14 protein-coding genes are annotated in these 11,618 nt (G+C 31.7%); 12 read left to right on the plus strand and 2 right to left on the minus strand.

Translation table 11 applies throughout. The features are described 5' to 3' along the window. The first annotated feature begins 47 nt into the window (after nt 1-47). Both TL18_RS08125 and TL18_RS08130 read left to right on the plus strand, forming a co-directional pair. A complete protein-coding gene (locus tag TL18_RS08125) occupies nt 48-560 on the plus strand; it encodes a hypothetical protein (RefSeq protein WP_067044064.1) in 513 nt (170 codons plus the stop codon). 139 nt (nt 561-699) lie between these two features. Next, nucleotides 700-1,503 carry an alpha/beta fold hydrolase gene (locus tag TL18_RS08130; RefSeq protein WP_067044067.1) on the plus strand — a complete coding sequence of 268 codons (804 nt, stop codon included), beginning with the start codon at nt 700-702 and terminating at the stop codon, nt 1,501-1,503. Nucleotides 1,504-1,801: 298 nt separating this feature from the next. Here TL18_RS08130 and TL18_RS11275 read toward each other — a convergent pair whose 3' ends face one another. Then, nucleotides 1,802-1,933 (minus strand): hypothetical protein, encoded by a 132-nt coding sequence (locus tag TL18_RS11275; protein WP_255354673.1) that lies wholly within the window; start codon nt 1,931-1,933, stop codon nt 1,802-1,804. A gap of 412 nt (nt 1,934-2,345) precedes the next feature. Between TL18_RS11275 and TL18_RS08135 the strand changes: the two genes are divergently transcribed. The 10 genes from TL18_RS08135 (at nt 2,346) to TL18_RS08175 (ending at nt 10,657) form a co-directional block, all read left to right on the plus strand. Then, complete coding sequence (locus TL18_RS08135) at nt 2,346-3,194, plus strand: alpha/beta hydrolase fold domain-containing protein (RefSeq protein ID WP_067044069.1); 849 nt, start codon at nt 2,346-2,348, stop codon at nt 3,192-3,194. A 750-nt stretch (nt 3,195-3,944) separates the two neighbouring features. Then, nucleotides 3,945-5,123 (plus strand): site-specific integrase, encoded by a 1,179-nt coding sequence (locus TL18_RS08140; RefSeq protein WP_067044071.1) that lies wholly within the window; start codon nt 3,945-3,947, stop codon nt 5,121-5,123. A gap of 601 nt (nt 5,124-5,724) precedes the next feature. Beyond that, nucleotides 5,725-6,099, plus strand: coding sequence for a hypothetical protein (locus TL18_RS08145; protein ID WP_067044072.1), 375 nt, complete (start codon nt 5,725-5,727; stop codon nt 6,097-6,099). A gap of 98 nt (nt 6,100-6,197) precedes the next feature. Next, nucleotides 6,198-6,500: a hypothetical protein gene (locus TL18_RS08150; protein WP_067044073.1), complete on the plus strand. Its 303-nt coding sequence runs from the start codon at nt 6,198-6,200 to the stop codon at nt 6,498-6,500. Then, complete coding sequence (locus tag TL18_RS08155; RefSeq protein WP_067044074.1) at nt 6,481-6,699, plus strand: hypothetical protein; 219 nt, start codon at nt 6,481-6,483, stop codon at nt 6,697-6,699. The genes TL18_RS08150 and TL18_RS08155 overlap by 20 nt, the downstream gene beginning before the upstream one ends. Then, complete coding sequence (locus TL18_RS11025; RefSeq protein WP_156064647.1) at nt 6,700-6,837, plus strand: hypothetical protein; 138 nt, start codon at nt 6,700-6,702, stop codon at nt 6,835-6,837. A gap of 11 nt (nt 6,838-6,848) precedes the next feature. Beyond that, a complete protein-coding gene (locus tag TL18_RS08160) occupies nt 6,849-7,412 on the plus strand; it encodes a hypothetical protein (protein WP_067044075.1) in 564 nt (187 codons plus the stop codon). 32 nt (nt 7,413-7,444) lie between these two features. Then, the gene (locus tag TL18_RS08165) at nt 7,445-7,945 is read left to right on the plus strand and encodes a hypothetical protein (RefSeq protein WP_067044076.1); all 501 of its coding nucleotides are present in this window, start codon (nt 7,445-7,447) and stop codon (nt 7,943-7,945) included. Between the two features lie 9 nt (nt 7,946-7,954). After that, entirely contained in the window at nt 7,955-9,970 is a 2,016-nt protein-coding gene (locus TL18_RS08170) for a hypothetical protein (protein WP_067044077.1), read from the plus strand. Nucleotides 9,971-10,246: 276 nt separating this feature from the next. Further along, complete coding sequence (locus TL18_RS08175) at nt 10,247-10,657, plus strand: hypothetical protein (protein WP_067044080.1); 411 nt, start codon at nt 10,247-10,249, stop codon at nt 10,655-10,657. A gap of 133 nt (nt 10,658-10,790) precedes the next feature. Here TL18_RS08175 and TL18_RS08180 read toward each other — a convergent pair whose 3' ends face one another. Beyond that, a complete protein-coding gene (locus TL18_RS08180; RefSeq protein WP_067044083.1) occupies nt 10,791-11,588 on the minus strand; it encodes a zinc ribbon domain-containing protein in 798 nt (265 codons plus the stop codon). Nucleotides 11,589-11,618 lie beyond the last annotated feature (30 nt).

Below are 11,618 nucleotides of genomic sequence, written 5' to 3' on the forward strand. Positions count from 1 at the left end.
CTACCATACATAAAAACCCAATTGTCTAATAAACTAATGGTGAAATTATGAGTTTAGAAGAAACAAAAGAAAAACTTGTAGTAAAACATGATGAAAGAAAAGTAAAATTCGAAGAAAAAAAAGCACAAGCAAGAATTAACCGTGAAGAAAGAAAACTAAACTTAAAAGAAGCATATACTGATAAAAAAATATCATCCCATATTGAAAAAGCCATTAAAAAAATCTATAAAGCTGAAGATAAAGCAGATAAGGACATTATTAGATTATTAGATGCAGTAGATAAAGAAATTGTAGAAGATGAAGAAAAACCTATTGAACTCATCTTATTCAAAGCAGAAAATAAATTCGAAGAAATCTTATTAAACACCGAATTAAAAATGCAAAAGGCTAAAAACGAGTTAATCAAAAATCTTGAAAAAGATATGGAAAAAGTAGCTGAATTAATAACAATTGAAGAAGATCTTGCAGTTGTTAAAGATGAAATGGATGAAGTTTCAGCTCTTTTAGATGAAAGAATTGACATTGAAAAAGAAACTTTAGACATAAAAGCTAAAGAATAATTAATTTTCAAAGGAAATATTGTTGAAATTTTATTTCAATGATTTTCTTTCCTTATTTTTATAATATTTAAAGTTAAACCGACAAACCATTTCATTAGGTACTTTATTAAATAATCATTTTAAAAAAGGAGTTTTTACTATGAAAAAGTTTTTAAGCATAAATGGTATTGAAATTTGTGTAGATGATACAGAAGAGGGTGAAAATGCATTATTGCTGATTCATGGACTTACAGGTGATAAAACTACTATGTACCCAATAAGAGACATGTTTAAAGATGATTATCGGGTAATTACAATCGATACAAGAGGCCATGGTGAATCAACACGTCCTAAGGAATATACAATTGATGACCATGCAGATGACATTCATGAAATCATCAGTGAATTGAACTTGGAAAAAGCTGATGTCTTAGGCTATTCCATGGGGTCATACATTGCCCTTAGAGCAGCTGAAGTAAAATGTGATGATATAGATCATTTGGTTTTGGCATGCACTAAGCCAAACGGCAAAACTTCCTCTGTTGCAAGACTTTTAAAGGAAGCAAATCTTGACATCACCCAAGTTAGCCAGGAAGAAATGATGGGCGTCATATTAAAGGCCAGTCTTGCACCACAATCATATGAAAAAGCTCTTAATGGCGAATTTAATATTGATGAAATATTAAATGGTGAAGAAAGCTATGAATTGAATGAAGAGGAAAAGGCTGCAGAAGATGCATCTTTGGCCGACTTTGACAATTCAAATGATTATGATAAGGTAAAATGCAAGACATTGGTTATTGGTGGCGAATATGATGGCATTAATCCTCCTGAATTAGGTCGTGAAGTGGCAGATGGAATAGATGGTGCTGAATTCGAATTGATTAAAGATGCGGGCCATTTGGCTTTTGCAGAACAGAGTGAAGAATTCCAAAAGGTTATTAAAGACTTCCTAAATCAATAGATTGATGTTTAAAACGAATGTTTGTACTGAAACATTCACTTCAACGAGATTTTGGCATTACTTGTCAATGATACGCCACTAATTAAAATGAAAAAAATTTATTAGCATAATATCACAATGACCGATTGGTTAGACTGATGAATGTTTTCATAATAAATCAAATATGCTAATACTAATTTTTAGATTTTGTTATCTTTGGATAAAAGAAAAATATTAGAATTGCCGCTGAAAAGACTATTGTAGTTATTAAACCTGATTCGGGTCCAAAAGCGTTTCCGGAAAATAGTGAATATTTTGTTTAGGTAAATGAGAATAAAGCAGGCATTCCGGTGTGTCCACTTACTTCAAAGCCAAAAATACATCCTTGAACATAGTTCCACATTGAATGAGCTGCTGAGCAGAACCAAATATTGTCAAACCTTAAAAGCATTTAAAATAAGTTAATTGTTTAACAATTCATTATTTTTTTAAATTTTAATCTTTTTAAATTATTATAATTTTACAGAGTCGTATTTTTCGGAATTTTTCATATCAGTCCATATATTTTATGAAAATTTTTTTGATAGAATTTTATCAGTTGAAAATTTTTGAATTTATTTATAAAAGTATCAACAATTTTTAAAGATTATTTATTATTCTAAAAAATGTTTAATCGAATTATTTGCTAAAATATTATATATTTTAAAGAAATTTACTAATTTTTATAATTATTGAATTATATTTTATAATTATTTTGATTAAATGTATAATAAAATCAACATATTTATATATAATTCATTTCAAAAAAATATTCAAACAGGAAAAATGACACGTTATAGAATATATTATTGGAGTGAAACAAGATGTCAAAATCATTGCTTGCAAAAATACTAGAAGCCGTTTTAAGGGCAACCAAACTGAAATATATGGATTCAAAAGAAGAAGCAGATAAGTTTATAGAAAATCCTCCGGAAACAAAAGTACCAAAACGCCCATTCAAAAGCAAAGACATGGAAGGATGTGAAGTTTTCACTTTTGGAGATGAAAACGCTGAAAACACTATACTATACATCCATGGCGGTGCGTATGTGCTTGAAATAAACATTTTCCAACTGTTACACTGCAGGAAACTTGCAAAGAAGCTTAATGCATATGTAGTTGCACCAGTTTATCCTCTTGCTCCACACAATAAGGCAAACCAAACTTATGACCTCTTAACTCCATTATATGAAAAGCTGAGTTCAAGAAAGAATTTGATATTGATGGGTGACTCTGCAGGAGGCGGCTTTGCCTACTCATTTTGCCAGTATATTAAAAACACGGATCTTCCTCAACCACATAGGATTATAACATATTCCCCCTGGGTTGATATTTCAATGTCCAATACCCCCTATAACAGCGAAGAGGATGCGACTTTAGGAGATGTCGGGCTTCGTGAAATCGGCAAAACTTGGGCAGGAGATTGGGATACTCAGGACTATAGGGTAAGCCCAATTTTTGGAGACAATACTGGTTTGCCAGACACATTGATTTTTGTAGGTGGTGCAGAACTGTTTTTAGATGACATTAAAAAATTTGCCGAGAAACTGAAAAAAGACGGCATCGATGCGAAATTGAGCATCGGCGAAGAAATGTTCCACATCTATCCCGTATTTCCAATTTCTGAATCAAATCAGGTTGTGAAGGAAATACAGGAATATTTGAATGAATGAATATCACTTAAATGAACTTTTAAAAATTCATTGAAAAAAATAGTCACTGCATTACTTAACGTTACACTCACAACATTAATGGCAGACTATTAGAAAAAACGGGTAAAAATCATTAAAACAGTAATTAAAATATTAATCGCAACATTAATCCTAAGGATTCAAATGCGCTTAAAAGAAGTTGGATAAATTCAACAAAACCAATGATTTAAAACCTATTACAACATAAGTATTACATCATGTAACACTTTAACCATTAATTTTTTCAAAAGAAATATTCAAAAAATATAACTTACCCTATTTTAAAGCAATTTTAACAGAAAAATATGAAAAACATAATTTATCACCAAACATCAACAACCGATTAAAATAAATATAATCCAATTTTAACTATTCAACAACCATTATTTACAACATCAATAAAATAATTTAGGAATTCAAAAAAATAAAGCATCATAACTATGAAAATTGAAAGATTAAACAAAATTACTTTTTAATAACTTTTAGTGAATTTAATCGAAACCTTTATATAGTAACAAAAAGTAGGTCATCGAAAAATTGTATAGTAACTATTTTTTGGTTAGTTAGGTACTACAAAATTTCATGTTGCAAGTAAGTATATTTTTAAAAATTTACTTACAATCGGTGAATATACAAAATTTTGAATACTTACCAAATGCTCTCGCTAGAAGTTTTTACTATATAAAATACAGAAATATATAATATACTTACTGTATAGCGAGTTGACCAAAAATGACAGATATAAATGAAATTTTAATAAGAGAGTATGTAGCCACCCGTGGACTCTCACAGAGTTCATACCATGGCATGAAATACACATTAGCTCATTATTGCAGATTTCAAGGCAAAAATCTACAAGAGCTACTGGATGAAGCAGATGCTGAAGAAGAAGCAGGCGTTCGTTGGAAAAAAACAAAACTCAAAAAAAGATTAACAGCCTACATGAACTACTGCAAAGAAACACTAACATTAAACAGCGCTAAACATTACCTTAAACTGGTTAAACAATTCTATCATCACAACGATATAGAAATACATAAGCTGCCACCTTTCAATGACAAGAATGCATTAATGAGAGAACCTATTACAGCTAAAGATCTTCCAACACGTGAAATATTACAACAAGCTGTTGAAATAGCTGAACCATTGATGAAAGCTTTAATATTATTTTTAGTAAGCAGCGGCATGAGTAAAGTAGATGCAAGAAATCTTACCATACAGAATTTCCTTGATGCAACAAAAAGATATCATGACGAAGATGATGATATAATGACCGCAATAGCCAAAATGAAAGAATTTGAAGGACAGCTGATTCCTACATGGAACAGCAGAAGAAGCAAAACAAAAAAATTCTTCATTACCTTCAATACCGATGAAGCAACACGATACATCATGGCATATCTTGAACTTAGAAATGAAAAGCTAAAAGATAACCCTGAAAATGGCCAAACAGAATTAAAACCTCATGATAAGCTATTTAAAATATCTACACATTACTTTACAATGAAATTCGGCCAATTGAATGATGCTTTAAATTTAGGCACTGTTGGCGGAAGACCTGAGGAAGGCATTAAGGGATATAACCGTTTAAGAGGACACATGCTTCGTAAGTACCATGCAACCAATCTTAAAAAGCATGGAATGGATACATATTCAATCAATGTAATGCAGGGCAAAAGTAACGGTGCTGTCAATGATGTTTACTTTTTTGAGGATGAAGATGCATTATTCCGAGAGTACATTGAAGCTATTGAAGGTGTTTTGATAATGACTGACGTTAGAGAGTACAATATCTATTCACCCGAATATGTTCAAATGGAAGAGGAAAACAATGAATTAAGAAACGAATTGACAGATATGAGAGCCGACCTGGACTTCCTTAAAAGGAAATATGAGGAAGGCTCATCATGATTTTTTTGTTGAATTTTATACATTCAACAATTTTTCTTATTTTTTTCTAAACACCAATTTTAAAAACATCGGTGTTTTATTTTTGATGGTGTACAATTTAATATACTTTAACTCTTTTTTCTGAATGTTATTCATTGAAATAAGAATAGTAATGTTTATATATTCAAAATACCAAAACTAATAATTGCCTTCACCTAAGAAAATTGACCCCACTTCGTAAAATTGTTCTCATTGCGAAGAAAATTTTTTTAGGTAAGGATCAAACATAGGCATTATAAAAAAAATGGTGTCTAAAAGGATGTGATTGAAAAGTCAAAAAAAATAGTAGTCTATAAGCATCAATTATAGGGGTTAGTAATGAATAATAAAAATAGTAAACGAGTCGACCAAAACATGTTTAAAATAATTACTGTTCAAAACTTAACCCAGTTATTTAATATATTTCAATAAATATATAAATATTACCACAAATTGGGCAATATTTATTTTACATTAAATATTCTGGTAATTGGACAGAATTCTATTTTTATTATTTAATTTTATAACATTTCAACCCCCTTTGATTTTTGCATGGACTTTGAAAAAAAGAGTTGATCAAAGCATGTACGAATTAAGAAAATGGATATCAAAACCATTGCTGAAGGAAACCATCTACTCCCCGATGAGTTTTGAAAAACTGAGTGAAGTCATCGTTGAAGTATGTGAACAGGACAACATCAGCAATGAAAAAGATTTCTTCGAGATGTATGAAATCGAAGAATTAGAAACGGGATTGAAAAATAAAGAAGTAAATATAATTTTTAATTCCTTAGACTGTCGAATTTCAAATAACAATACAAAACGAGTTGACCAAAACATGATAGAAAAAGAAATAAACGGTAAACCTCATGTAATAATCCCAAGAGAAGATTGGGAAATGATGTGGAGACTTCTTAGAAGAATTGATGTATTAGGTGAGAAATATGGGAATCTCTGATATTTCCATTTTTTATCCTGAAGCTGATTTGAATAACTGTGAAAACTGCACCTTTGACTGCAATTTTCATGGATACTGTATAGACGATGTGGTATAGTATGTTTGAATCTCAAAATCAATTCAAAGAAAATTACCATGGCATCCTAACTCACAATGGTGAGATTAAAGTTGCCAAAGGAGATGTTGAACATGAAATCCTCTATATTGACGATGACGGTATCGTATTAGTGGATGGTGGAAAAAAAGCATACCAAACACTAATACACGACAAGCTATTGTCATTAATCCAATATGCAACTGAAGGAGATACTGCATTCATCAAATTCATAAAAGGTGAATCATACATTGTTGGATTCAGGAAAAACAAAAGGGAGAAAAAATATGGAACAAACAATTCTTGAGATGCAGCAAAATCTTGTTGATGGATTATTCATTGCATTTGCATCTATTGATGAAGAATGTTATTATTCACTGACCAAATCTGATGAACTCAAATTCCTAGATGATAAAACAGTAGTCATACGTAGAAAAAGCGGAAGACATTCAATAATCAACTTGAATTGGATTGTTGACATCAGTATAAGGCGAGGATTGATTTAAATGTCCAAACCAGCAAGACTATATCCAAAAGAAGAACCTATTAACCCTAATCCAAAAATGATTTTCATCGGAAGCATTATATTTGCCATAGCTATTGGATGGATTGGAATTATAACCGCAAGCTTCGGAGTATTATAAAAGGTGATAAAATGGTAAAAGCAGAACTTATAGAAAATCCAGAAGTTCCTAAAGAAACTGGATTAATAACCCAAGACAATGTCCCTAATGTCGATGTAGCTATTGAACAATGGGACGCTTATCAAAAACTATGTAAAGGATTATTAAATGACACAGATTACCAAGAAATAATTGTTAAAGAAAAAGATGAAAGTGGAAACTACGTTAAAGTGAAAAGACACTTCAAGAAAAAGTCAGCATGGCAGAAACTCTCAAGAGCGTTCAATGTTGATACCGAAATAGTTGACCGTGACATTGAAAGAACAAAAACAGGTAGAATAAAAGAAGCCTACTACTGCATTAGAGCAACATTACCAAACGGTCGTAGCGTAGAATCAGATGCATTATGCTCAAGGTCTGAAAAAGGAAAAGACAAAGTCTCAGACCACACTATCATGTCCACAGCAAAAACACGTGCAACCAACCGTGCAATAGCTGAACTGATAGGAGCCGGAGAAGTGTCAGCAGAGGAAATGTCAGCTGAGAAAGTGATAGCACCAACCCAGTCAAAATTTTTAAAAGAGGATAATAGCTAAATCCTCTTTAATATTTTTAGGAGATAATTAAAATGAGTTTCGAAAACACTAAACAAACTATATTTACAGGTACAGAACTAGATTATGAGGAAATTGTAGATATTCCAGACGGATATGAAAAAGCAGAATTGAAAGATTTCGAAGATGGAACATTAATCACCGGCAGACCTGAAATGGCTTCAGTTTCATCATTCACTTTCGATGATGACGGTGAAGAAAAAACAGTTAACAGATTCAAACTATACATCTTCCAAGATGCTGACCAATTATATGTTGAAATCAATGTTAATCTTAAAAATGATGGAGACATTCACAAAAACGTTAGAAAAGGAAGTGTGTTATTTGATTTCTTAACCAGCATTCTTGAATTGGAAAATGCAGGTTCAGTTGGCAGATCCAATATTCTAAGAAATGTTGATCTTTCCGAATACCGTGAATTCGTAAACAGATTAAGTGAGATGACAATCCAAGTAAAAGAAAGATCTGGAACCTACACATTCTACAGTTTCATTGTGAGGGACGTTAAAGTATAGGTAATTAAAATGAGTGAAGGAAGTTCAGCTATACAAATCAAAAAAGCCATTGGTAATGTTTATAAACCAGATTATGAGTTTACATACTTTAAAAACATAATCAGTGCTTTCTATTTGCAGGGTACAGACCCCGATGTGGTTGAAAAGATTCTTAGAGAATTATACAACCACCTTCCTTCTCATGAGAAAACATTGGATGAAATCATTAAACTCTTCGAGGACATTTATCTTGGTGAAGAAAATCCAAACAGTGGAATTAAAGGCATTGAGAGATTCATATCAGATAACTATGACAAAAAGACCAGCATATTGGTAGGACGTGAATTGAACAGGGCAATCATACCATATGATACCAATAAGATTTACAAACTCCAAACTGGCTCCAACAAATATATCGTTATGGACTACAGAAAGAATGAAGTCACTACACAGACTATAGAATGGAAAAAAGGAAATGAAGTGGCTGATTATACAAGGGTATTGCTTTGTTATCCGTTGCAGATTATCATACATGACAATCCTATAAGTGAAGCTGGAAGAACATTCAGCATTGAATGGAGAACAATAGAAGGAGGGCATTTCCACACTAAAGACATGAACATTGTTGAAATGGAACAATACTTAGTGGAACATGGTTATGTTCTCTCACGTTACCAATTCAAGGAAGTACTTCCAGGAATAATTCAAATAGCTATTGAAAACGATTTGGCAATAATCAAAAACGAAATAGAAACACCAGGTTTCTACTATAACAACGAAACCAAAAGCCTGACAATAGTTGAATTTGAATTGAATGACACTGACATTAACAAAATGAATATGGCATTGGATTTGATTGAAGATTTAAGAAATTATTTCATAGGTCAAGAAGGAAAGCTAGCAACAACTTTAAAGCATGCAATGATAGTTCCTTTCGGATTTGCCAAAAAACAGATGGGGTTACCATTAGAGAACCTGATTCCTTATATGTTTCATTTTGGAAAGGGCGGAAGTGGTAAAACAACTCTTGCCCGTATTGGGACTTACTTTTATGGTGAACCGGATAGTGAAACCGATATTGGAGGATCTGAATTCGATACCGTTCCAAGAATTGGTGCTCAAATATCCAAATCCACTTTTGGAAAGATCATCAACGAACCTGTTGGTGTGTTCAATTGCAAAAGCTGCACAGAAACATTGAAAACATGTGTGGAAAGGACAAATGCAAGACGCAGATATGAAGGAAGGAACTTAGCTATTATCCTTGCCTTATCTACCTTGTCATTCACATCCAATAGCCCACTTCCAAATGTTGAAGGGTTAACAAGAAGATTTGTTCAACTAATGTATACTCACAGTGAGAAAAAAACAGATGATGAAAAAAAGGAATTCATGGCACATTTCCAAATGGACTCTCCTAAAGATTGTCTGTTTCATCATTTGAAGTATCTTGCGGACTTTGTAGTGAATGAAATAAATGAGGATATAGAATTGTTGAGACTACCGTGGCAAGAACTAAGCAATAAATTAATCTTAAGAGCATACACAACCTGTGGCCGTGAATGTCCGGACTGGCTATTGACATTCACAGAATCAGTAACTCCTGAAGGATTGGATGAAGAAGAAATTGAATATCTAAGAATGTTTTTCATTGAAGAGATTAACAAACACAACAAAAGCATTAAAGTATATTCAGCAGAAGACGGATATCCGATAAAATATCATGACTACTTCACTGATTCCGTTAAAGACTCAAATGACTTTTACGAACGTGTTTTTAACATTATCAATGAGCGTCTAATACCTTATATGGTGTTACATCATGGACGGGACGGCCTTGACTATGTCTGCTTTACAAGCGGTCTTAGAAAGGCATTGGAAAATGCCAATGAAGTGTGCTATAACATAAAGAGTATTGCTGAATTGCTGGGTTGGGAATATAAAACTGTCAGAATACCCGAATCCACAAAGGTGATGGTTGTTAGGTTTGATAAGTTTTTAAATTTCCTATATCCTAATTTAAGTGAAAAGGAGGTCAATCAATAAAGTAACGTGTGATGTAACTTTTGCAAAAAAATGTAACCTGAGACCCCAAGTTACTTCAGTGAAAAAATTCCAAGGATTTATAGCTCTTTATTTTTAAATTAAAGCTATTAAAATTCATTTTATTTTTTTACATTTTGAAGTAACTTGACCCTCTAGGTGAGAGGGCCTATGGTAGTGAAAAGTAGTTGGGATTGTTAAGTTACAAGGTTACAAAGTTACTATATTTTGATAAGTTACTAGGTTACTAAGTTACTTTAGAATAACGAGCTGATAAAAATGTTTAGATGTGATTGTTATCCAAATCATGAAATCTGCAAAAACAAAAACACATGCGAGTTCTGGATACCATTAAATCAAAAACTCAAACAATTAAATCAACAGATATCTTATGAGTTGAATACATTAGAAAGTCTAAATCAAAGAAAAAGAGACTACTTCAAGATACTGTCTGAAATACAACAGGAAAGATATACTGAAATAATAGCTATTGACAGAAGATTAAAAAGAGTGCCAAAAAAGAATGCAAGAGGTGAACCTATATTAAATCCTGAAGATGTGCAGGTTGGATTGGATTTTAATGTAATATCTAAAGAGATAACTGACACAGAAACAATAATTCATGAATTAAAAATTAGAGAAAACAATATATTAAAAATATTAAAGAAACGAGCAAAAAAATACGAATAGTTATGTGGAGTACCATTTATCCACATTAACTTTCATATCCTCCTGCGAATGCCACTACACAATCATCATGAATAGCTTCATTGAATATGTATTCATAGAAATACAGAATTAGATTATAATCCCAATAGACTAATCAGAACCAAAAAGTATGTCCACATTGAGAACATTTTATAGCAACCATGTTTTTAGTCCCTTTACTTATTTCATTTCCACAATTAGGACATTCTCCAACAATTTCATTGGCTACAGTAGAATTTTCTTCAATGCATAATCCTTTAAGACGTTGTGCATATTCAATTACTGCATCTAAAATAATATTTTTTTCTTCATTATCAAAGGATTTATCCTGTACTAACCAAAATATGGGAATTGTAAGTTCTTGAATTTTTAGGTTAAAAGGATTGTTTCTAGGATCGTATTTACTTAAATCTATATTAGGAGCATAATCTGTTTCCCCATTATCATACCCTCGTAATTCATAATATATTTTTGCTTTAATTATATCTTCATCTTTTGCATCTTTAAAATCGTGGAATGTTGTATCACCAGGTCCATGACCAGATGGGGGAGGTGATATTGTAAAATAACCATATTCTATATTTAAATCCTTATCAAGATAAATTCCATATCCTGCAACACTGAATTTATATTTATCGTAGTATTCATCAGCAAATTCAGAAGTCTCAAGAACATCATCTTCACCAAATATAAAAGATGGTTCGTCCTCATAATAGTCATCATATCCAAAATCACCCATTGCTAAAAATATTTTATCATGTTCTTCTAATGCTTCTTTAAGAGAATTTAAATCATTATTTACTGATTCTGTAGGTTCATCATTATCAAATACCGTAGAAGTAGATAATAAAGTTTCATCAATATCGCCAATGATTTCATCTAAGTATTCCATTAGATTTATTGATTTTTGCATATCATCACCTAAATATTTATATTGTGTTTA

Origin of the sequence: Methanobrevibacter sp. YE315 (genome assembly GCF_001548675.1) — an archaeon.
Classification (GTDB): domain Archaea; phylum Methanobacteriota; class Methanobacteria; order Methanobacteriales; family Methanobacteriaceae; genus Methanocatella.

Coding starts and splice junctions, on each gene's coding strand:
- TL18_RS08170 (WP_067044077.1), top strand. CDS start 7,955: ATGAGTGAAGGAAGTTCAGCTATACAAATCAAAAAAGCCATTGGTAAT.
- TL18_RS08145 (WP_067044072.1), top strand. CDS start 5,725: ATGTACGAATTAAGAAAATGGATATCAAAACCATTGCTGAAGGAAACC.
- TL18_RS11275 (WP_255354673.1), bottom strand. CDS start 1,933: ATGCTTTTAAGGTTTGACAATATTTGGTTCTGCTCAGCAGCTCATTCA.
- TL18_RS08165 (WP_067044076.1), top strand. CDS start 7,445: ATGAGTTTCGAAAACACTAAACAAACTATATTTACAGGTACAGAACTA.
- TL18_RS08155 (WP_067044074.1), top strand. CDS start 6,481: ATGGAACAAACAATTCTTGAGATGCAGCAAAATCTTGTTGATGGATTA.
- TL18_RS08135 (WP_067044069.1), top strand. CDS start 2,346: ATGTCAAAATCATTGCTTGCAAAAATACTAGAAGCCGTTTTAAGGGCA.
- TL18_RS08180 (WP_067044083.1), bottom strand. CDS start 11,588: ATGCAAAAATCAATAAATCTAATGGAATACTTAGATGAAATCATTGGC.
- TL18_RS11025 (WP_156064647.1), top strand. CDS start 6,700: ATGTCCAAACCAGCAAGACTATATCCAAAAGAAGAACCTATTAACCCT.
- TL18_RS08140 (WP_067044071.1), top strand. CDS start 3,945: ATGACAGATATAAATGAAATTTTAATAAGAGAGTATGTAGCCACCCGT.
- TL18_RS08125 (WP_067044064.1), top strand. CDS start 48: ATGAGTTTAGAAGAAACAAAAGAAAAACTTGTAGTAAAACATGATGAA.
- TL18_RS08130 (WP_067044067.1), top strand. CDS start 700: ATGAAAAAGTTTTTAAGCATAAATGGTATTGAAATTTGTGTAGATGAT.
- TL18_RS08175 (WP_067044080.1), top strand. CDS start 10,247: ATGTTTAGATGTGATTGTTATCCAAATCATGAAATCTGCAAAAACAAA.
- TL18_RS08160 (WP_067044075.1), top strand. CDS start 6,849: ATGGTAAAAGCAGAACTTATAGAAAATCCAGAAGTTCCTAAAGAAACT.
- TL18_RS08150 (WP_067044073.1), top strand. CDS start 6,198: ATGTTTGAATCTCAAAATCAATTCAAAGAAAATTACCATGGCATCCTA.